The sequence below is a fragment of the Sphingobium sufflavum genome (assembly GCF_021403115.1).
Lineage (GTDB): Bacteria > Pseudomonadota > Alphaproteobacteria > Sphingomonadales > Sphingomonadaceae > Sphingobium > Sphingobium sufflavum.
In genome coordinates this window covers 374,293-395,729 of sequence record NZ_JAJSSH010000003.1, presented here as the reverse complement: position 1 = coordinate 395,729, position 21,437 = coordinate 374,293, and the positions used below count along the sequence as shown (strand labels likewise).

Annotated in this window: 14 protein-coding genes; 6 read left to right on the top strand and 8 right to left on the bottom strand. The window is 67.1% G+C overall.

From position 1 onward, the window contains the following. Position 1: 1 nt before the first annotated feature. The 5 genes from LWE61_RS07395 (at position 2) to LWE61_RS07375 (ending at position 3,875) form a co-directional block, all read left to right on the top strand. Positions 2-331 (top strand): ArsR/SmtB family transcription factor, encoded by a 330-nt coding sequence (locus LWE61_RS07395; RefSeq protein ID WP_234149397.1) that lies wholly within the window; start codon positions 2-4, stop codon positions 329-331. A gap of 11 nt (positions 332-342) precedes the next feature. After that, positions 343-774 (top strand): arsenate reductase (glutaredoxin), encoded by a 432-nt coding sequence (gene arsC / locus LWE61_RS07390; RefSeq protein WP_234149396.1) that lies wholly within the window; start codon positions 343-345, stop codon positions 772-774. Further along, positions 771-1,436, top strand: a complete 666-nt coding sequence (locus LWE61_RS07385) for an aquaporin (protein WP_234149395.1) — start codon at positions 771-773, stop codon at positions 1,434-1,436. The genes arsC and LWE61_RS07385 overlap by 4 nt, the downstream gene beginning before the upstream one ends. A 421-nt stretch (positions 1,437-1,857) precedes the next feature. Beyond that, on the top strand, positions 1,858-2,538 hold the full coding sequence (locus LWE61_RS07380; protein ID WP_326490617.1) for a response regulator transcription factor: 681 nt from the start codon (positions 1,858-1,860) through the stop codon (positions 2,536-2,538). Next, complete coding sequence (locus LWE61_RS07375; protein ID WP_234149394.1) at positions 2,535-3,875, top strand: sensor histidine kinase; 1,341 nt, start codon at positions 2,535-2,537, stop codon at positions 3,873-3,875. Before LWE61_RS07380 ends, LWE61_RS07375 begins: the two co-directional genes overlap by 4 nt. 510 nt (positions 3,876-4,385) lie before the next feature. On the opposite strand, the gene LWE61_RS07370 is transcribed toward LWE61_RS07375, so the two are convergent. Then, complete coding sequence (locus LWE61_RS07370) at positions 4,386-6,770, bottom strand: TonB-dependent receptor (protein ID WP_234149393.1); 2,385 nt, start codon at positions 6,768-6,770, stop codon at positions 4,386-4,388. Positions 6,771-7,533: 763 nt separating this feature from the next. On the opposite strand from LWE61_RS07370, the gene LWE61_RS07365 reads away from it, so the two are divergent. Next, the gene (locus LWE61_RS07365; RefSeq protein ID WP_234149392.1) at positions 7,534-8,991 is read left to right on the top strand and encodes a hypothetical protein; all 1,458 of its coding nucleotides are present in this window, start codon (positions 7,534-7,536) and stop codon (positions 8,989-8,991) included. A 200-nt stretch (positions 8,992-9,191) separates the two neighbouring features. Here LWE61_RS07365 and LWE61_RS07360 read toward each other — a convergent pair whose 3' ends face one another. The 7 genes from LWE61_RS07360 to LWE61_RS07330 all read right to left on the bottom strand — a co-directional run bounded on the left by LWE61_RS07360 (position 9,192) and on the right by LWE61_RS07330 (position 21,345). After that, positions 9,192-9,635 carry a hypothetical protein gene (locus tag LWE61_RS07360; protein ID WP_234149391.1) on the bottom strand — a complete coding sequence of 148 codons (444 nt, stop codon included), beginning with the start codon at positions 9,633-9,635 and terminating at the stop codon, positions 9,192-9,194. A 161-nt stretch (positions 9,636-9,796) separates the two neighbouring features. Next, positions 9,797-11,803, bottom strand: coding sequence for a DNA/RNA non-specific endonuclease (locus tag LWE61_RS07355; RefSeq protein ID WP_234149390.1), 2,007 nt, complete (start codon positions 11,801-11,803; stop codon positions 9,797-9,799). Next, a complete protein-coding gene (locus tag LWE61_RS07350) occupies positions 11,800-14,826 on the bottom strand; it encodes an ATP-binding protein (RefSeq protein WP_234149389.1) in 3,027 nt (1,008 codons plus the stop codon). Before LWE61_RS07350 ends, LWE61_RS07355 begins: the two co-directional genes overlap by 4 nt. Further along, on the bottom strand, positions 14,823-16,592 hold the full coding sequence (locus LWE61_RS07345; RefSeq protein ID WP_234149388.1) for a trypsin-like serine peptidase: 1,770 nt from the start codon (positions 16,590-16,592) through the stop codon (positions 14,823-14,825). Before LWE61_RS07345 ends, LWE61_RS07350 begins: the two co-directional genes overlap by 4 nt. Before the next feature lie 6 nt (positions 16,593-16,598). After that, complete coding sequence (locus LWE61_RS07340) at positions 16,599-17,831, bottom strand: cytochrome P450 (protein ID WP_234149387.1); 1,233 nt, start codon at positions 17,829-17,831, stop codon at positions 16,599-16,601. Between the two features lie 12 nt (positions 17,832-17,843). Continuing rightward, entirely contained in the window at positions 17,844-19,682 is a 1,839-nt protein-coding gene (locus LWE61_RS07335) for a di-heme-cytochrome C peroxidase (RefSeq protein ID WP_234149386.1), read from the bottom strand. Between the two features lie 142 nt (positions 19,683-19,824). After that, positions 19,825-21,345, bottom strand: coding sequence for a patatin-like phospholipase family protein (locus LWE61_RS07330; protein ID WP_234149385.1), 1,521 nt, complete (start codon positions 21,343-21,345; stop codon positions 19,825-19,827). Positions 21,346-21,437 lie beyond the last annotated feature (92 nt).

Sequence of the window (21,437 nt, the reverse complement as noted above, 5' to 3'; positions counted from 1 at the left end):
CATGGATTCGACAACCGCCCTCGCATCGCTTGGCGCTCTGGCGCACCCCACCCGTCTGGAAACCTTCCGGCGGCTCGTCCGTCATGAGCCTGATGGGCTGTCGACGGGGCAACTGGTCGCCGCCAGCGGACTTGGCCAGAGTAGCTTCTCCACCCACCTCGCCGTCCTGGTGAAAGCGGGGCTGGTCATCCCCGAAAAGCGCGGGCGTCAGCAGATTCAGCGCGTCAGCCTGGATGCCCTGCGCGGCCTGCTGCTCTTCCTCGCGAAGGACTGCTGTCAGGGCCGCGCCGAGCTGTGCGAACCGCTGCTCGCCGAACTTGCCTGCTGCTGAAGGATCAGCCCGTGACCGACATCATCATCTATCACAACCCGGACTGCGAGACGTCGCGCAACACCCTCGCGATGATCCGCAATGCCGGGGTCGAGCCGCATGTGGTCGAATATCTGAAGACGCCGCCTTCACGCCCCCTGTTGATGCACCTGATCGAAAGAGCCGGGATCACACCGCGCCAGCTCCTGCGTGAAAAGGGTACGCCCTATGCCCAACGGGGTCTTGGCGACGAGAGGCTGACCGACACGGCGCTGGTCGATGCGATGATGGCGCATCCGATCCTCATCAACCGGCCTCTGGTCGTCACGCCGCTCGGCGTGCGGCTCTGTCGGCCGTCGGAGGCTGTGCTCGACATCCTGCCGACCCCGCAACAGGGCGCTTTCGCCAAGGAAGACGGCGAGCGGGTGGTGGGCGCAGACGGCAACCGCATCCCTTCCCCATGAACCACCGAGCGATCCTTGCGGAGGCGCTGGGCAGCCTGATGCTGTTCGCGACCGTCATCGGCTCCGGCATCATGGCCGAGCGACTGGCGGGCGGCAATGTCGCCATCGCCCTCCTCGGCAACACGCTGGCGACCGGCGCGATGCTCTTCGTGCTGATCACGATGCTGGGGCCGGTGTCAGATGCGCATTTCAACCCTGCCGTGACGCTGGTGATGCGGCTGCGCGGACAGATCGGGACAGGCACCGCGTCCCTCTATATCGTGGCGCAGATTACGGGCGGCATACTCGGCGTCTGGGTCGCGCATATGATGTTCGATATGCCGATCCTCCAGCTGTCACGGCATGTCCGCAGCGGTCCCGGCCAGTGGATGGGCGAAGCAATCGCCACCTTCGGGCTGATCCTGACGATCGTCGGGACGGCCCAGGCGCGCCGCGCCAGCCTCCCGGCCAGCGTCGCTCTCTATATCACTGCCGCCTACTGGTTCACCTCGTCCACCAGCTTCGCTAACCCCGCCATCACCATCGCCCGATCCCTGAGCGACAGCTTCGCCGGAATCGCGCCACCCGGTGTACCGGCGTTCATCGCAGCGCAACTCGCCGGCGCAGTGGCCGCCCATCTGGTCAGCGAGCGCCTCTTCTCTCCAAGACAGGAAACCGCATAGCCGCGGCCCTCTTGGGCTTGACCCATGATGGCCCTTCAACCGCCAATGTGCATCCACCGGCAACAGCCTGCCGCATCTGGCTGACGCCAACAGCCTGCCGCACGAAACAGGCGCCCCCCTCATGCCATGGCGCGGCGATCCGTTCCTGCATCGCACCGGCGACCTTTTCGATCAAACCGCCGGGACCGACACGATGCCGACGGAAAAGGTCCGTGCGGAGACACCTGAGCGCCGCGTCCGCGACTGCACGGATATGGTCGGGCCGACTATTGATCCCACCCCGGCGTGCGATCGGGCCGCTCCCCCGATTTCGTCTCAAAAAGGCGCGATTGTCCCTTCTTTGTCGTCATAGTGTCATGAAAATGACCACAGCTATTGTGCGCATATCAAACGGCCGCGCGGCCAGTATCGGGAATAGCCTGTGTCCCTGAACATACTCATCGTGGAGGATGACGCCGAACTTGCGGAGACGCTCGCCGCGCAGATGGCCGATTTCGACCATGACACCACCATCGCGGGCAACGGGCACAAGGCGCTGGCCACCATCGTCAACGGGGCGTTCGATGCGGTGATCCTCGACCGGGTCATGCCGCTGATGGACGGCCTCACCTTCCTCCAGCATGTGCGGCAGGCGAATATCAATGTCCCCGTGCTGATCCTGACCGCCTTCGGCAAGGCCAGCCAGAAGGTGGAGGGGCTGGAGGCCGGGGCGGATGACTATGTGGTCAAGCCCATCGACCCATTGGAGCTGAACGCCCGCCTCCACGCCCTCGTCCGCGCGCGCCAATGGTCGGGCAAGGAAAGCGACACGATGCGCGCGGGCGACATCATGGTCAGCCCCACCAAGTTCCGCGCCTGGCGCAACGACATCGCCATCGACCTGCCCGGCACGGAGTTCAAGCTACTGCTCGAACTGGTGCGCCACGCCGGCTCCGTCCTGACCCGGCCGATGTTGCTGGAACGGGTGTGGAACTATGATTTCGAACCGACGACCAACATCGTCGACACCTATATCAAGCGCCTGCGCAAGAAACTGACCGAGGGCGGCGGCGACGATCCCATTAGCACCCTGCGCGGCGTAGGCTATATGCTGCGCAAATGAGGCTTTCCGGTTTCTCGTTGCGTCGCCTGACACTGGCCTTCCTGTCGCTTCTCCTGCTGTCCACGGTCGCGACCGGCGTCGGCATCTATTCCGTGACGGTGCGCACCATCCGCCAGCTGGTCGACACGCGCATCCGCCAGATCAGCGTCACCCTCGCGCCCGATGGGGAGCCGCACGACCGGGCCGAACTGATCCGCCGCATCGCGGAGATGAACCGGCAGCGCGACACCGGCGATCTGGGCATCATCCTCGTCGCGCCGGGCCATCGCCAGCTCGCGGGCAATGTCCGCCTCTCGCGCGATCTGCCGCCCGGCCTCGCCTCCGTCGACCTTGGCGACAATATCAAGGGGCTGAGCAAGGGCCGGGCGCTGGTGCGCGACCTGCCCGATGGCCTGCGCCTGATCGTCGTGGCGGAGACGGAGCCGTTCGACCAGTATGACCGCGCCCGCATCCGCATCTATATGGGCGGTTTCGGGTCGATCCTCGCCATCGTGCTGGGCGGGCTGATCCTGTTCAGCCGCATGGTCAGCCGCCGGATCACCGCGATGCGCGACACGGTCGCGACCATCATAGAGGGCGACATGAGCCAGCGCGTACCCGTCACCGGCGACGGCAGCGAGTTCGACCTGCAAGCCGCCGCCTTCAACCGGATGCTGGACCGAATCCAGGTGTTGATGGCCGAAATCAGTAATGTCTCCAATGATATATCGCACGAACTTCGCACCCCGTTGACGCGGTTGCGCGGCAGGCTGGCCCTGCTCCACAAGCAAGCGGAATCGGACGGCGCGCGGGAGGGGATCGGCGCGGCACTCGAAGATGCCGACGACCTGCTCGGCATGTTCACCGCCATCCTGCGCATCTCGGAAATAGAGAGCGGGGAGCGGCGGCGCGGCTTTGCGCCCGTGGATCTGGCCGAACTGGCGAGCGAGATCGTCGCTATGATGGAACCGGTGGCGGAGGACAGCGGCCATGACCTGACACTGGTCAACTGGACCCCGGCGACGATCATAGGCGATCGCAAGCTGCTGGCCCAACTCCTTTTGAACCTTGTCGAAAATGCCCTGCGCCATACGCCCCCCGGCACCGCCATCGCGGCGACCGTGACGCGGACGGGCGGCCATGCGGAAATCACCGTGACGGACACCGGACCCGGCATCCCCCCGGCGCAGCGCGCGGTCGCCCTGCGTCGCTTCGGTCGGCTGGGCCATGGCGGCGCGGCGGGCCATGGGCTGGGGCTGGCGCTGGTCGACGCCATTGCCCGCCTACATGGCGGCGAGGTCCGGCTGGACAGTCCGGGCCAAGGGTTACGGATCAGCATCATCCTGCCGATGGAATGACGGCCGCAGCGGCGGAGAGGACATCCCGCCATTGCCCCGGCCACCCCCCATGCCCTGTCACCGCGGACCCGATCCGGGATCCCACTTTCCCCTTTCCGCCACCCGCAGAAGAGGGCGATCCCTCGGCGGCAGGCGCATATCCTCCACCCGTTCGCCCTGAGCGTGTCGAAGGGCTGTTCTTCTGTGGCACCGCGCTTCAGGGACAGTACAGCCCTTCGACACGCTCAAGGGCGAACGGTGTTTCTATCTTGCAGGTTCACGTGGGATAATTACCGGTCATGTCTAGGGTAACGAGGCAAAGAATAGCCCTCCGTTCGTCCTGAGGCTGTCGACCCGAAGGGCGGACGAATTCCAACGACGGCACTTCTTCCGGCACGCGCCCTTGCACCGAAACCTACCTCTCCCCGCCACACCATCCACCACGTCCCGCCCCCCCTCCTCCCGCACGCACGAAAAAGGGGGCGTGGCTTTCACCACGCCCCCGGCTCGTCCGGTAGGGGGAGGACCGGCTTAGAAGTTCACGGTCGCGTCGATGCCCCAGGTGCGCGGCGCGTTGAAGTTGGCATAGTCGCCCAGCACCGCACGGTTCGCGTTCGAACGGCGATAGATATGCTGTTCGTTGAACAGGTTGCGCGCCCAGGCCGACACGGTCAGCTTCTGCCCGCCCGAACCCATGTCGATGTCCGCGATGGAGATGCGGCCATTGACGATGAAGCTGGCATCCGCCTTCACCGCTTCGTTGTCGAACGTATAGGCGGAGCTGGAGTAGTTGCCGTCGAGATGCAGCTTGACCGCCGTGTCGCCACCCGCCAGCGGCAGGCTATAGTCGACCGAACCGGACAGGGCGTTCTTGGGCGTGAACACGATGTACACGTCCTGGAAGACCGCTCCGTTGTTCAGCGGGTTGGCGGCGATGTTCTGCGCCTCCTGCACCGTGTTCCGCGCGGGCGGGATCTTGGTGTAGGTATAGGCATAGGACAGGCCCAGCGACAGATTGTCGACCGGACGGACGGTCAGGTCGGCTTCCACGCCGCGGATGCGGGTCGTGCCCTGCGCGTTCACCGTCTCCAGCGTGTTGCGGATGGTGCAGTTCACGGTGCAGCCCGCGACGGTCGGGGTAAAGAAGTTGAAATCGACCTGGCTGTTGTCGCGGTCCATCATGTACCCGGCGACGTTCAGGCGCACCTTGCGGTCGAAGAATTCGGTCTTCGCACCGATTTCATAGGATTTGACGGTTTCCGGCGCGAACGCCCGGTACGTCAGCGAGCGCGAGCTGGCGCCACCGGCGCGATAGCCGGTCGAATATTTGGCGTACAGGTTGATGTCGCGCGTCGCATCCCAGGCCAGCGTCACCATCGGGTCGAACCGGTTGTTCTTCTGGTTGAAGGTGAAGTTGGTCGCCGCACCGTTCACGATGTAGAGCGAACCATTCTTCTCGTCGCGGGTATAGCGGCCGCCGACGGTCAGGTGGACACCCTCCAGAGCTTCGGGGGAGAAGGTCAGCTGGCCATAGGCGGCATAGCTCTTGGAATAGGCGATGCTGGCGCGGGCGATGGTCGCGGACGCATAGGTGGCCGGATCGACGATCGTATAGGGCAGGCCGTTGATGATGTCGGGCTGGCCGTCCGCACCCGCCGCGCCGGTGCTGTTGTTCACCGCATCGACGTTCCAGCGGTTGGAGTTGGGCGTGCGCGCCGAGTCATTGGCCCGCTCGTTGAAATAATAGAGGCCCAGCACATAGTCGATCTGCGGCAGGCTGCCGACCGCCTGGATTTCCTGGCTGAACTGGCGCTGGTCCAGCGTGGCGAGGCTGTAGCGGCTGAACGTGCTGTTCGGGGCATAGACGGGGGTGCGGTGCGCGCCGCCCGAATTGTCCCACTGGTCGTCGCTGACCGTGCGCCATGCGGTGATGGAGCGCAGTTCCAGGCTGTCGGCCAGCTTATATTTCAGGATGGCGCTGAAGCCCTGCGTCTTGTCGATGCTGACCTGCTGCGGCACGCCGATGTCGGCGGAACGGGCGCGGTCGGCCTGCACCTTGACGGCGGGCGGCAGCGCGGCGGTCGCCGTGCCATTGGGGTTGAAATTGATGAGCTGGCTGTAGAACGGCGTGTTCTCGTCGCGGCCCTTGTCGAACGCGAAGTCGGCGGTGAAGTCGGACGACGGGGTCCAGCGCGCGGCGAGGCGGCCGCCATAGCGGTGGAACTGGTTGAAACCGGCCTGACCCGCCAGCGGGTTGGTGGTCGTCGCATCCTGATGCTGGATGTTCGCGTCCACCTTGACCGACACATTATGATATTCGGGCAGGTCCATGTGGAGCGAGCCGTTGTACGACCCGAAATTGCCCGCGCCCAGCGTCATGCGGCCGCCGAACTTGCCGGTCGGTGCGCGGCTGACGATGCTCAGCGCGCCGCCTTCGGTGTTGCGACCGAACAGCGTGCCCTGCGGACCCTTGAGGACTTCGACCCGCTCCACGTCGAGCAGGCCGGCGTTCAGGCCGTGCTGGCGGCCGAGGTATACGCCGTCGATATAGACGCCGACGCCCTGTTCGCGTGCGGGCTGGTTGGCGTCGAGCGGCACGATGCCGCGGATGCCGATGGTCAGCGCGGACTGGCGCGCTTCGAACGTAGCGACGCGCAGCGACGGGATCGCACCGTCGGCCAGGTCGATCAGGCTCTGCACATGGCGCTGCTGGATCTGCTCATTGCCCATGACGGCCATGGAGATCGGGGTCTGCTGGAGGTTCGTCTCGCGCTTGGTCGCGGTGACGACGATGTCAGTCAGGCCGGTCGAGTCCGTGACGTCGCTGGCTGCGGCGGCGGTGGTGTCGGCATAGGCGGCACCGGCCTGCATTATGGCGATGGCTACGAGCGGAAGGGCAACGATGGAACGCTTCATGATCGGGTTTCCCCCTTGAGGATGGATGTCGTCGAGGGGCTTTGCGCACACACCGTCACCCCGCGAAGCACTCTGCTCCGCGCGTCCCGATGGCCTGGATGCCGCCCCTTTCGTCTTGTTGCGAGGGGGCAGTTAGGCGTCGGTCTGGTCAGAAATATTACAGGGCTGTCATGGAAGTGACTTCATCCATTCATTCAGGTTTCACTTTGATGACCATGGAAGAACAGGATCAGTAAAATTTCGGATTGTCCGAGCACGCCCATAATAAGAAATATTTCCTTCAAGACATATCTGGAAACATTCCACGAAATTCTCGTCGAAGAGAAAGCAGGAACAAATTCAGGATAGGGGACAGGGGCAGAAGCGGGCGGCGAATAGCACATCCAGTCTCGCCCCTTCCGGGCGCGGACCAGGGCGAAATCTATCCGATGGCGGCCGCTTTCCGTTCACACCCTCGTCCCGGCCTCGGAGCGGAGGCTCCGGTATCCGGCCCGTCCAAAGGGGTGCATCTGTAATCCCCACCCCATTCCACCAATATACCACGGACATTCACAATAGACTCAGGCCGAATCCATCGATATATTTTGTGGACTGCAAGATTGTACTCCATGTCCGATTTATCCTAATCATGGCGTTTACAATCCTCATGAAAGGCAACTTCCCCACAAGGACTGACGACAGACATAAAGACTTCGAAAAAACATGGTCGCCCTACAACCCTCTCTTCATGTCACGAACGCAACGCTGAATCGGGAGATATGGAATGGACCATGTTCAGGACGACGAACGCACCGGCGCGGACACCGCACCAACCTATGACATTCAGGCCTATGACATTCAGGCCTATGATATTCAGGGCTATGCGGGGGAGGAGGTTACCCACGCCATCGACGCGGACCCTTGCGCCGACCTGCATGGCGATATCGACGCCGACTGGGCCGATTCCCGCGACTCCGCCACGCTGGAGGCGCCCGCCGTCCGCCGCTGGCGCATTGCGGAAGGGTTGCTGAAACTGCGTGAGCAGGTGAACGCCAAAGCCCCGAACCGCAGCAAGACCAGCGACGGGGCCATCGGCGACGCCGCGCACGCCACCCGCAATTCTGACCATAATCCCTGGCTGGTGTCCGGCGGGCTGGGCATCGTGACCGCCGTCGACATCACCCATGATCCGGCGGGCGGCTGCGATGCGGGGCGGCTGGCGGAGGCGCTGCGGGCGTCCCGCGACCCCCGCATCAAATATATCATCTCCAACAAACGCATCGCCAGCGCCGCGCCAAAGGGCGGCGTGCCCGGCTGGACATGGCGCGCCTATACGGGCAGCAACCCGCACAACAAGCATTGCCATATCTCCATCAACCCGGCAGCGGCCCAGTTCGACTCCAAAGCCCCCTGGCAGATCGACGCCGCCTTTGGCCCCGCGCCGGAGTCGGCCGGGGGCGAAGCGGACGCCTTTGCCGGGATCGAGGCGGCGCTGAAGGCGCTCGGCGCGCTGGAGCAGGATGGCGCACGGGAGGCATCGGGGGATGGCGTCCCTCTCCTCGTCCGCCTGACCGCCGTGCGCGACGCCGCCGAAATCCTCCTCACCCGCTATGCGGAGGCCGTGCGCGCCCCCGCCACCGACCCGGACGACACATTCGAGGCGGTCAGGCCCGCCTTCGAAAATGTGCGCGGCCAGTATGAGGCGCTGTTCGCCTCCTGCACCGTCAATCCCGCGCGGGCGGGGGAGGTCGCCTGGTATCGCACCATGCTGCTGCGCGGTCGGCCCCGTTATGAGGAAGCCGCCGCCAAATCCGGCGTGCCCTGGTGGTTCATCGCGATCATCCACGGTATGGAGGCCAGCTTCAACTTTCAGGGCCATCTCCACAATGGCGATCCCCTCGCCCGCCGCACGGTGCAGGTGCCGCGCGGTCGCCCGCCGGTGTGGAACCCGCCCAGCGACTGGATCTCCAGCGCGCTCGACGCGCTCCAGATCGAAGGGTTCGCGGGTATCCGGGACTGGGGCGTGGCCCGCGCGCTCTACAGTTGGGAGGCGTATAATGGCTGGGGCTATCGCCGCGCGGGCGTCGGCATCCCCTCCCCCTATCTCTGGTCCTTCTCCAACCATCACAAAAAGGGCAAGTTCGTCGCCGACGGCCATTACGACCCCAACGCCATCTCGAAACAATGCGGCACCGCCATGATGCTGAAGGCGCTGGTGGCGAAGGGCGACGTGACATTCTGACCCCCCGGACGGGGCAGCACGGCCAAAGCCTTTGGGAAGCAGAGGGAACCATCCACTGACCCGGAAACGGCGTTAACTCAAAAGGCGAGAGCGTTTGCCCCTTGGGCGAAAACGCTCTCGCCATTCTAATTCCCTGTTGTCCGGACCGTCAGCCATAACCGGTCAGCCTGAAAATGCTTTGCCCTCCACGCCGCCGCCACTCATCTCTCGCCGGTATAGACATAGGGAACGATCGTCCCCCACAGCAGCGCCGCCAGCGGCCCCACGAACTCCAGCCCCGGCAGCGTGGGGATGGGCGACACGGGCAGCGCGCCCGGCTCCGTCCCCGTCGCGGACCCCAGCGCGACCAGCCAGATGACGAAGGACAGGATGGCGATCAACACCGCCCGATATTGCGGCTTGCCGGTCCGGGGGTCGCGCGTGGCCTGCGACCGGATCAGGAAGACCAGCAGGATGCAGAAGAGAGCGATGACCCACAGCGCCGCGACGCGATAGGGCGTCTCATGCACCATCGCGACCGCCGTGCCATACAGGCCCAGCGCCTCCGCCGGGATCAGCTTGGCGATGCGGGTGCTCCATCCGTCGGACGGGTCGGACCCACCAACCGTCTCCAGGTTGGTGACTGGAACGATGCGAAGCGACATTGTCTGATCCTTCCCTGAAATAGTCTTAATATCAATATCTTGCAGGATGATCTTTCGGTCGGATAGGGGGTCGGCCCATCGCCGCCGCGCGCTCCTGACCCTCCATCCAGACCTTGAAAAAGCCTACTCATTCCCGATGTTTATGGATAATATCTCCCACGCTACAGGACGATGCTCGACAGGTTTTCGATGGCGATAAATCGTGGTTCCGCCTGCGCCGCGCCCGCCACGCTTTCGTCGGTCCGGCGCAGCGGGTCGGCGGCGAGATAGGCGGAAAAATCATAGCCGGTCGCCTCCGCCAGATCCGCGATGGCGATCTGGAACGTGCGGTACGCGCCCAGCGTGATCCCCTCCAGCGCCTCCACCCGGCTGCGCCGTTCCAGCAGGTCGCGGATCATCTGCCCCTGACTCAGCAGATAGGCGGTCGCGCGCAGATGCTGCTTGCTCTCGTCCAGCGTCGCCACCAGCTTCCAATATTCCAGCGGCACCCGCGCCCCGTCGATCACCGGATCGTCCGGCCCGATCACCGGCCCCGTGAACACCGACGCGCGAAAGCCCCCGGTCCGGCTGCTGTCGAGGATGTAGTTCTCCAGCCCCTGCCACAGGTGCTGGCTCTGGTTCAGCCGGGCATGCTGGGCCGCCGCATTGACATAATGGAAGGTGTCGGCATTGGCCTGCTCCGCTTCCTCCGCCGTGCCCCAATTGGGGTCTTCGCGCCGGACCATATGGCCCCGGTCGATCTCCGGGTCGGCAAAGTTCGCCGCGTCGAGCTGGATGGCGCGCGGGATGCGCCCGTCAAAGAACCACTGGTCGTCGCCCCGCTTGATCCGCTTCGACCGCCCCCCGTCGATGTTGACGGCGGTCATCAGCGGCACCTTGTCCGTGGCCGAATATTTGACGCCGAAATGGGTGTAGCGCAGTTCGCCCCGCTCCGCCGGAGTGTCGGACGGCAGCGCCAGCGTCGCGTCCAGCGCAGCGTTCAGCCCCGGCCAGGGCGTGGCGACCGTCCCCTTCTTGAGGAAGGCGGTGGCAAAGCCCTCGCGCCCCGTGAAATGGGCGGCGTCATGGCTCTCGTCGCGCCGGCGCTCCGCCACGCCTTCCCGTCCCGGCACGCCGCCCGGCACCTGCACCGTCGTAAAGGCGCCGCTCAGCACCTTCTTGATGGTGGTGATGCTCACCGCGCTGTTCGCCTTCAGATATTCCCCCGCATAATGCAGGCCGATCAACTGCCCCGTGTCCAGGTTGATGAGCGGCGATCCACTGTTGCCGCCCAGGCTGGTGCAGTCGTGCGAGAGGTAGCTGGCGCCCGATGTGACCTGCGTCACGAACCCCGGCGCAAAGCGTTTCACATTATAGATGTCGTGGAAATATTTGGCCTGCGCCCCGGCATTGTTGCGCGGGTCGAACGCGGGATAGCCGACCAGCGCGACCAGATCGTTGAACCCCGCATCCTTCGCCGCCATATTGAACACGGCGGGCGGCGCATAGGCCCCCGGCGCGATCCGCAGCAGCGCGATGTCGGCGGCCAGATCGTCGGCCAGATAGTCGATGGCCGTCACCGTCGCGGTGCGGCTGCGGTCGCCCGCCCGGCTGTCCGCCTCCTCCCGGAAATCGACCTCCGCCCCCATGCGGACGCCCTGCCAGTTGCGGATGAACACCCCGCGCCCGTCCGCCGCCCGCTGCGCCACCAGCTTGGCGACGTGGCGGTTGGTCAGCACCAGCAGGTCCGCGCCTCGCTTGTCCACCACGCTGCCCGTCCCGCCCCAGCTGCTGTCGGCGTTGAGGAATTCGATCCGCCCGACCGACGGCAGCCATTTCTGGACGCTGACGATCTTCAGGTCGGTGCCCGGCTGGAAGTCGGGCAATGGCTCCATCACCACCGCATCGTCGCGCACCAGCATCGGCGGGCGTCCGGTCAGCTTCACGATCGCCTCCAGCGCGGCGATGGGCGCGGTGGAGACGAGGCTTTCCAGTGGCGACCGGGCGGCATGGGCGTTGTCCAGCGCCGCATCGGGCAAGGCGCCCAGCAGCGCCTTGGGATAGTCGCCCGCCGCGATGCGGGCGGTGATGGTGTCCAGCAATTTGGGATTGGTGGCGACCTGCGTCTCCAGCGTGGAACGCCGTTCGACATTGTCGGCGGGCCTCGTTTTTTCAGCACTGTCCGTCATGATGCGTCTCCTGCCTGTGAAAGGGTGAGTATCGTCGCGGCGGGCACGAACGCCGCCGGCATCCGCCGCGCCAGCAGGGCGGCCCGCGCCCGCGTGTCGGCCACTTGCGCCGCCGCGCGCAGGCTGGTCGCAAAGCGCCGCTCGATCCGCGTCCAGATCGCCTCGCCCCCCTCCGCCGACCACAGGCCCAGTTGCGCCATCGCCGCGCCCGGCGGATCATATTCGCCCAGCAGCGCCTCGATCCGCCGGGTCAGCACCGCGTCCAGCGGCCCCGCCTCCCGCCACGTCGCGGGCCGCCCGGCGTAGGACCATTGCCCCGCGACCGTGCGCCGCCACCGTTCCGCCGCCCGGCCGATCTCCGCCAAGTCGCGGTCCCCGGTCAGCCACGCCGCCGCGCCCGCCCATTCCGCGAACAGGCCCAGTTCCCCGATGCCCGTCACCGGATCGCTCGCCAGCGCCAGCAGCGGCCTGTTGTCCAGCAGCGCCCCCGCCTCCGACAGGCGGCTGTCGGCCAGATGGGCAATGGCCGCCAGCTCCTGCCGGTCCGGCCGCCGGGAGAGGTTGAGCGCGACCGCCGCATAGGGGGTCAGCGCGGCCAGCAACTGCGGGTTGTTCCATCCCGCCATCTCCGCGCTGGCGCCCCGCGCGCGCAGCCGGTCGCGCGCCACGCCAAAGGTGGAATCGACCACCGCATCCTGTGCGTCCCCGCTCCACAGGGCCAGCGCCGCCGCCACCGGATCGCCCGCCCGCGACCAGGGCTGCCGCGCCAGCAACCCCGCCGCCGTCAGCCGAACCCCCAGCGCCCCCATGCGCGCCGGCATGTCGGTCAGCGATTGCGGCGCACCGCCGACATGGGACAGCGCCATGCGCAACCAGTCGGCGGTCAGACGTTCGGGCATGAACTCCGCCCGCATCTCCAGCCGGGCCAGCGCGATCTGCGGCGGCAGGGCGGTCAGGTCGCCCTCCGCCTCGCTAAACTGGTCCCGCTCCGCCAGCAACCGCCGCACGGTCGACCAACGGCCCGCCCGCCAGTGATAGGTGCGGATCGCGTCCGCCTGCAAACTGCGCGGGTCGATGCCGCCCGCCTGCTCGATCTGGTCGACGACGAACGCACCCTCCACCCAGTCGTTCGCCTCGATCAGGCGCAGCAGTTCATGGGTCGCGTCCGCATCGCTGGCCGATGGTGCCGCGCCCGCCGTGTCGCCGCCGCGAAAATGCTCGCTGCGCCGCCCCGCCGCCTGCGCGACCAGCTTCTGCGCTTGCGGTGGCAGTTCGGTGATGGTGGCGGGGTCGAACCGCCGCGCGATGTCCGCCCCGATCATCGGCCGCGCCGGCCGTCGGCGCAGCAATTGCAACCGGTGATAAGCCGCGTCGAACTGCGACGCATCGTCCCCGCGCCGCCCGAACCAGCGCACCGCCGCCGCGTCGATGCGCGCGCATTGCACCGGCTGATCGGCGTAGAGCATGGGCAGCAGCAGCGCCCGCATATCCCCCCGGTGCCGCACGAACGCCGGGTCGCCGGGGTCGCGCTCCACCAGCCAGTGCTCGCTGGCCAATATGGCGAACAGCGCCTCCGCCCGCGCCTCGCTCATCCCCGCCAGCCCCAGTTCGGGGGCCAGCACCTCACGCAGGAAATCGGCGCTCAGCCGCCGGGCGATCATGCCGGGATGAGCCAGCCGCCGCAGGTCGGGATCGTTGATACGCGACAGCAGGAAGCGATAGAGGAAACCGGCGGTCACGTCCCCGGTCAGTTGCGCCTGCGGCAGCGCCGCCGTGCCATGCGCCGCCACCACCTTCGCCGCCAGCCGCAGGACCAGCGGATTGCCCCCCGCAATGGCCAGCACCGCCGCCTGCGCCGCCTCCGTCAAACCGCTGTCTTTCAGCAGGGAGGCCGCCGCCGCCCCGTCCAGCCCCTCCAGCGGAATATGCGGCCCGCGCCGGTCGGGGATGCGGTCCAGCACGTCGCCCCGCCCCGCCGCCATGATCCACAACGGTTGCAGGCCCCGCGTCACCAGCCGGTCGATCCAGTCGAACAGCATGGCCGGGTGCGTTTCCCCGCGCGCGCGCAACACCTCCATCGTGTCGAGGATCAGCAGCACCGGCCGGTTCGCCTTGGCCACCGCCATGCCGATACTGTCGGCCAGCGCGCCCGGCAGGTCGGACCGCAGCGACCGGGTGGTGCCGGACGGCCCGCCCTCGCTCTTCGCCGCCTCCAGCCGCGCATCCAGCAGCGACGTCGCCGCATCCCCGATCCGGTCGACCAGTTGCCGCGCCACCTCCATCGTCAGGCCGGTCTGGTCCAGCACGTCCAGCCCCGCCCGGTCGAAATCCAGCCGGATGACCAGCGCGCCATAATCCGCGACGGCCACCTGCGTCATCGCGTCCAGCAGCGCCGACTTGCCGATGCCGGGGCATCCGGTCAGCAGCGCGGCGCGCGACGGCGGCGCGGTGACGGGCGATTGCAACCAGTCGCGCAGTTCCGCCGTTTCCCGCGCCCGGCCCACGAAACCCCGCGCCCGCACCGCCGCCCAGCGCGCGCTGTCCCCGAACTGCGCCAGCCGCAGCCGCGCGGCGACGATATGCGGATGCGCCGCCGCGATCGGCCCCGCCCGGTCCAGCGCCGTCACGATCCGCTCGATCATCTCCTGCGGCGTATCGGGATGTTCGATGGCGGCGCGTACCCCCTCCGCCTCGAACGGCGCCCTGGCCGACAGCGCGTCGAGCAGGTCGTGGGCGGGCTGGTCCATCGCCAGCGCCCGCCGCTCCGCAATTGCCGCGTCCAGCGCGCCATGGGCATACAGGTCGTCGAGAATATAGCGCCGCTCCGCCATGCGGATCAGCCATCCGGTGCCCTGCCGGGGATTGGTGTCGCTCGCCACCGCCAGCGCGGACGCGACGACGGACGCCAGTTCCGCGCTCTCCCGCGCCGCCTCTGGCACCGCGTCCACCGGATCGAATATGGCGGACAATGCCGCGAACCGCTTGGCCTGCGCGACCAGCGGCGGGGCGGCGTCGGGCATCATGTGAACCAGCCCCGGATGGCGGGCCGCAACCGGACGCCCACATCCGCCGCCAGCCATGGTTCATACACGCCGTTCACCTGCGGCAGTCCGTCCAGCGCCTGCGCGATCAGGCCGTCGACCTCCGTGGTGGACAGCGCCTTGCCCGCCGCCGCCGCCGCATCCAACAGGAACAGGCGCACGCTGTTGGCGGTAAAGCCCGCGATAATGTCCAGCATCAGGCCCGGCGCGCCCACGTCGATGGGAAAGGGCGCGCTGGTAAAGCCCAGTCCGGGCAGGCTCACCGCCTCGAACCCCGCAATCACCAGCCGCAGGTTGGGCAACCGCATCGCCTGGTCGATGAACCCCTCCAGCGCGGCACGGGCATCGTCGCCGAACGCCACCATGGGATGGTCGATGAACAGCCACAGTTGCACGCCCAGCGCGGCGGCGCTGCGGTCGATCATCTCCGCCACCCGCCGCCCGCGATCCGCGCCCACCGCCTCCGGCGCGGACTCGCCCGTCGACACACCCGCGCGCGGCGCGATCGGCTCCACCGCGATGCCGCTGTCATGCACCCGCCGGGCGATCTCGTCCGCGATGTCGGGGACCAGCGCCTCGAAACTGATCCGGCACTGGCGCGTGTCGGGCGAGCGCGCGACCATCCGGTCGAGCATACGAAAGGAGAAGGGCAGGCCGCTCAGGTCGCCCGCGGCATTGGCCCGCCGTATCCAGATGCCCCGCACCCGCCCCGGCCTGCGCGCCGCCGCAAAGCCTTCGAAAAAGGCTTGCCGGTTGATGACGAACTCCCCCTCCGCCGTGCCGTCCAGCGACCACATGCGGTCGGGCGCCTGATCCTGCACCATCACCTCGCGCACCTGCGCATGGAATTGCGCGGTGGGGATCAGGCGGCCCTGCACCTGGTTGTCCTTGCCCTGATGCACGCCCGCGATGGTGAAGCTGGCGTCGAAGCAGCCGCCGCCCGACGATCCCTTGCGCGTGCCGATGCTGTGCGACCAGCGCGACCGGACCCGGCGCAGGCGCGATATGGCGCCCACCCCCACGCCGTCGTCCGCCGCCGCACCCGCCTCCGCCCCGTCGGGATAATGGATCAGGAACATCGACGCATTGGGGCGATAGGACGCGGGCGTGCCCGGCAGCGCCGCCGCGCCCAGCAGCGCGCCGACCGGCCGTTCCAGCCGGATCACCGCCACGTCGCAGGCATTGGCCGTCTCGGCGTCATCCTTCGGCGCAAAGCCCGCGAATTCGCGCGGGGAGCAGGGGGATTCGAACAGGGGCATCGGCAACGCCCCCACCGTCCGCCCGTCCGACAGCGATACCATGATGCGCGGCCGGGGGTCGGGCGGCTGCCCCGGTTCGCGCGGGGAGACGACATGCCAGGCGGTCAGCACCGTCGTCGGCCCGATCAGCACGCCCGACCCCGCCACCTCGCTGTCCCGGATGATCCGGCAGCGAAAACCGCGCGCCCGCTCCGTAAAGGCGTTCAGGCCGCCGCTGTTCACATGCGTCGCCTCCAGGTCCACCTGCCCGAAATCGATCGCCACGCCCCGCGTCGCCAGCCCCGCCGCGAACCCGGCCAGCGCGCCGCGTCCCTCGATCTGCTCGACCCAGAATTGCCCGACCTCCCGGCCCAGCATCCGCGCGGCGGCGTTCAGCCCCTCCGCCTCCAGCGGCGGGCCATGATCCTCCAGTTGCAGCGCGGCCAGCACGTCGGTCGCCTCCTGCGGATGGTCGACGATGGCGTTGGCAATATCGTCCGGCGTCCACATCGCGCATCAGCCCCAACCGACCCGATACTCCTCCGGCACGCCATGGCGCAGCCGGACCGGCGACAGCGGACGCAGGCCGGGGCGCAGCAGCAGTTGCCGCACGATCTCGCCCAGCATGGGCCGGGCCACATGCACGCCCAGACATTCGTGCAGCCCCTGCCCGAACGTGAAATTGTCCGCCTGCGACCGGGTGGGGTCGAACCGCTCCGGGTCGGGGAAATTGGCGGGGTCCAGCATCGCGCTGTGCGTGATGGCCAGCACCGTCGTCCCCGGCTGCACATCCCGCGCAAAGGCTGTGCCGCCCGCGATCTGCGTCGTGCGGTGGCAGGTGCGGAAATAATAGGGGAAGGCCGGGCGAAAGCGCAGCGCCTCCAGCGCGATGGCGTCGAACCGCTCCGGCGCCGCGCCCGCGCCCAGCGCCACCGCCTCGGCCAGGGCATCGGGCCGGGCGAACAGTTCGGCCAGCACATTATTGGCGCAATGGGATGTCGTCTCCACCGCCCCGATCAACAATCCGCCCGCATTGGACAGCACCTTCTTCAGCGGGAATTTCACCCCCTTGGAAAAGCTGATGCGCAGCAGGCGGGAGATGGGATCGTCCCCCTTCGCGCCCAGTTTCGTGGCGATCGACCGTTGCAGCACCAGCCGCCCGATATACAGCGCCAGCCGGATATTGGCCCGGTTGCGCTGCCGCACCACCTCGTCCGCATCGGGCCGATGCTGGAACGGCTGGTTGTGAAAGGCGTCCTGCTGGTTCCAGTAGGACCATTCGACCAGCGCATCCGGGTCGCGCTGGTTCAGGCCGAAAAACCGCTGCACCACCGCCACCGGCACCGCGCGGGTCAGCTTTGCGGGCAGGTCGATCTCACCCCCCGCCCCGTCCAGTATGTCGGCCGCCCGCTCCGCGACGAACGTCCGTATCTCCGGGATGCGCTCGAAATCCAGGATGGCGCGCATGATCGACTTGTCGCGCCAATGGTCGGCGGTGTCGTCCTGCGCCATGAAATAATCGCCCTGCTTGGGCTTGTAGAGGTCGACGCCGAAATCCTCATGCCGCCGCAGGATCATCGCGCAGTCGGCAAAGCGGAACGCCAGCGTCACTTCCGGCAGGGGCAGCACGGGCCGCCGTTCGCGCATCTCGGCAAAGAAGGGCTGCGGCGCGTCCCGCATGAAGCCCTGCACCAGCGCCCATTTCTCCGCATCCGGCGCCGCATCGACCCGTTCGAGATAGTCCGTCACCGCCTATCTCCCCTACAGCGTCTTCAGATAGTCCAGCAGCGCGGGCACATCTTCCGGCTTCACGCCATATTCATGCCCCCGGTTGCTGTTGCCGGGCAGGCTGGTGTCGTAGCGGAAACTGTTGCCCGGCGCGGTCGCGCTGGTCGAATATCCGACATTGGCCGGGTCATATTCGCGCGTCCCCACCAGAAAGCTGGTCGGCCGCTGCGCCGCGGGCAGCAACAGGGCGCGCAACGTCGGCACCGACCCGTTGTGGAGGTAGGGACCGGTCGCCCATATGCCGTCCAGCGGCCGCGCCTTGTATGCCATCAACGGGCTTTTCGCGTCATAGCAGGCGTTCAGGATCAGCGGGCGCAGGTCCGGCGCCTCCTGCGTCACCACGCGCGGCGACTGGTCGAGGCCGAGGAAGATCTTGCCCGCCTGCTGGACGATCTGGCCCTTCTTGGCCGCCATGGCGCCCTTGACGGTGGTGGCCAGCATCTTGGCGATCGGCGCCGGCTCCTGCGTGTACCGGGCCGTCCCGCTGAAATAGTCGATCCGCGTCCCCGCCAGATTGCCCGGCGAACTCTGGAAGGTGATCGCGTTGCACGCCATCCACGGGTCGGTGTTGTTGGCGTTACCGCGCGTCTGCGGCTCCATATGCACCTTATAGGGCTGGGTTCCCGGCTGCGGCTGGTGGCAGGACGCGCAATGGGCGGCAAAGACCTTCTGCCCCGCGCTGGTGTCCCCGACCTTGCCAAACAGCGTCGCGGGCCAGGCCGGGGCCTTCAGGCTGCGCAACTGATGCTCCAGATTGTCGAGATTATCGGCCCAGATGCTGGACTTGTATCCGCCCAGCCCCGCGTCCTTGCGCACCACCACGTCGCCGAACACACCGATCACCTCACCGCTGTTGCGCCCCAGCGCGCCCACGTCGAGATAACCGCCGCCCAGCTTGACCCGCGCGCTTTCGACGATGCCGTTCCATTGCAGCTTGTCGTGCCGGTATATGTCCCACAGGAAGGGATAGCTGACCGGCGCATCCGCCGGATTGGGCGTCGGGTTCGCCGCTCCAGTGAACAGCGACACCTTGTTGAAGATATGGCCGAACGCATCGACCCGGCCATAGCCATAGCGCAGCGGCGTCTTGTTCAGATCCTCGACCCGGTCCTCCCACGCGATCAGCCGGCCCAGCGCGTCCAGCAACCGGCCCCGGTTCACCGCCGTGTCCCGTGTCCAGCTCTTGTCCGGCAACTGGGTGCAGCCCTCATGCCGGTCGTCGGTGCAGGCCAGCGCCCGCGCCGCAAAGCGCCGCCATTTCGCCTGCCCCGCCGCGTCCCCCGCCTTTCCGCTGGCCGCCGTCGCCTTCAGCGCGGCGTCGACCGCCTCCACGAATATTTGATAGTCGAACAGCGCCGGCCCGCCGTCCACGCGCAGCGTCTCACCCTGATAGCGGATCTCGCCGGTATGGCAGGCGGAACAGTTCAGGCCGACCCACTGCTCCTTCGATCCCTGCCCGTCGAACCAGCGCAACTTCGATACGCTCAGGTCGGTGTCGTCATTATCGTCGATGGCGAACCCCACCGGCAACGCGCCGCCGGGGCGCAGCAGCAGCCGGAAACGGCTCAGATGATCGGGGTCGGTAAAGGGCTTTGCGGCGTCCGCCTGCTCCAGCGCGCGCAGCCAGGCCAGCGGCATCAGCCGCGACCCCTGCGTCCCCGCATACCATTCGTCCTGCTGTGTGGCGCTCCACCCCTGCCAGCCAAGCGCAGGCTCCTCCGACTTCCCGCCAAGGCAGGCCGTCAGGGATAGCGTCAGTATCGCGACGCTGGCGGACAATAATTGACGCACGGAGACACTGGATGTCGACATGGTCCGAACCCCTTTTTTAGTTCAAGACTGATGCGACTCTGTGTTCTTTGTTCCTGACTATGCTTGTAAAACAGCATTTTGCAAATGCATTAACTTGTACCAACTTCATGACGGCCCGCGCGCCGCTGTCCGCCCCCTCCGGTCAGCGCGCGTCATACCATTTGCCGTCCGGCGCCTGATCCGACGTGCGGCCCAGCAACCGGGCGCGGGCGCGGCCATAATCGATCAGGCAGCGCATATAATATTTCTGGAACTGCACCGGCGGCTTGCCCGGCAGGCCATAGGCTTTAGGGTCGATGTCCCGCTTCTGCCATTCGCGGCAGCTATGCTTTTCCACCGCGCCGTTATCCAGCCGCTGGATGCTGGCCTCATGCGTCCACAGGTCCGGCTCGATCCGGGCAAAGCGAAAGGGCAGCGGCGTCATCCCGCCCTCCGGCACCACCTCCGCGTTGCGCCGCTCGATATAGTCGGCGGAGTAGCGATAGCCCTGGTTCTGGAGCAGGTCGGACGTGCGGATGCCCAGTTCCAGCAGGTTCCATTTCTTGTGCGCCCCGCTCGCCGGGCAATGGCCGTCCGCCGCCTCCGCGCGCGGGCACTCCTTGGCAATCTCCAGCGTGCCGTTGACGATCAGATAGGTTTGCGCGGGCGGCACGGGCGTCGGCACCGCCTCCACCGTCGCGGGCTTCAGCGCCTCGTCCGCCGCGACGAAGAACATGCCGAAGCGCGCGCCGCCATCGACCAGCATATGATCGTTGATGAACACCGGACGGGCGGACAGCGGCGCGGAGGAGGAGGCGACCAGCAGCTCGACATAGCAGGCCTTCAACTCCGCCGCACTCGCGCCCGGACCTGGCTTTGGCCCCGGACTGACGCCCGAACTGACAGGAGCCGCACCAGCGCCCCCCTCCGCCACCCACGCATCGCGCCAGTGCGCCGCCACCTGCGACAGGTCATAGGCATAGGCGTTGCCATCGTCGATATCGACCACGCCCACCACCATGCGCGCGCCATCGTCATATCGGTCCGCCACCGCCGTCAAAATCTCCGGGGTCAGCAGCCGGTCCAGCTTGCCCCGCAACGGCGACAGGTCGCCGCGCGCGCCCTTGCGCACCAGATTGACATAGGCGCCGATCGAATTGCCGCGCGCCAGCGGGGTCAGCACGTCCCGCTCATCCCTGGGCGAATAGGCGTCGATCAGCCCCTCGGTCCGCCCGGTAAAGGCAAAGGTGGCCAGCAACGACCCCGTCGACACCCCCGTCACCACCGCAAAGTCGGGCAGCTTGCCCGCGACCGACCGGTGCCGCCATTCATCCAGCAGCCCCGCGCTGAACGCGCCATTCTGGCTGCCGCCGGACATCATCAGCAGGCTGGCGGGCGTGCGCGTCCCCGGCGCGGCACGATTGGCCGCGATCCGCACCGCGTCGCGGATGACATCCGACAGGCGGGCCTGGGCCGGGCGGTCCTGTTCCGATGGGGCCTGTTCCGATGGGGCCTGCCCCGGTTCACCCGGCGCCCCGCCCTGCGCCCCCGCCGCCCCGGACCGATAGCCATCGGAGACCGGCGTCGGCACATCCAGCCGATAGGCGACGACCTTCCTCGGATCGCATCGGATCGAATGGGGCGTCTGGCACGCACTCACCAGCATCAGGGCCGACGTGGCCATGACTACGTTCCGAAATAGCATCATTCGCTCCCCCGTTTACCGGACAGACATGGGAGCGACCCCTTTGTTTTCTGGTCGTTACGCGCGGCATA

Bases quoted from the DNA above. Each gene is read 5' to 3' on its own strand.
- LWE61_RS07395 (WP_234149397.1), top strand. From the start codon at position 2: ATGGATTCGACAACCGCCCTCGCATCGCTTGGCGCTCTGGCGCACCCC.
- LWE61_RS07385 (WP_234149395.1), top strand. From the start codon at position 771: ATGAACCACCGAGCGATCCTTGCGGAGGCGCTGGGCAGCCTGATGCTG.
- LWE61_RS07375 (WP_234149394.1), top strand. From the start codon at position 2,535: ATGAGGCTTTCCGGTTTCTCGTTGCGTCGCCTGACACTGGCCTTCCTG.
- LWE61_RS07370 (WP_234149393.1), bottom strand. From the start codon at position 6,770: ATGAAGCGTTCCATCGTTGCCCTTCCGCTCGTAGCCATCGCCATAATG.
- LWE61_RS07365 (WP_234149392.1), top strand. From the start codon at position 7,534: ATGGACCATGTTCAGGACGACGAACGCACCGGCGCGGACACCGCACCA.
- LWE61_RS07360 (WP_234149391.1), bottom strand. From the start codon at position 9,635: ATGTCGCTTCGCATCGTTCCAGTCACCAACCTGGAGACGGTTGGTGGG.
- LWE61_RS07355 (WP_234149390.1), bottom strand. From the start codon at position 11,803: ATGACGGACAGTGCTGAAAAAACGAGGCCCGCCGACAATGTCGAACGG.
- LWE61_RS07350 (WP_234149389.1), bottom strand. From the start codon at position 14,826: ATGATGCCCGACGCCGCCCCGCCGCTGGTCGCGCAGGCCAAGCGGTTC.
- LWE61_RS07345 (WP_234149388.1), bottom strand. From the start codon at position 16,592: ATGTGGACGCCGGACGATATTGCCAACGCCATCGTCGACCATCCGCAG.
- LWE61_RS07335 (WP_234149386.1), bottom strand. From the start codon at position 19,682: ATGTCGACATCCAGTGTCTCCGTGCGTCAATTATTGTCCGCCAGCGTC.
- LWE61_RS07330 (WP_234149385.1), bottom strand. From the start codon at position 21,345: ATGGCCACGTCGGCCCTGATGCTGGTGAGTGCGTGCCAGACGCCCCAT.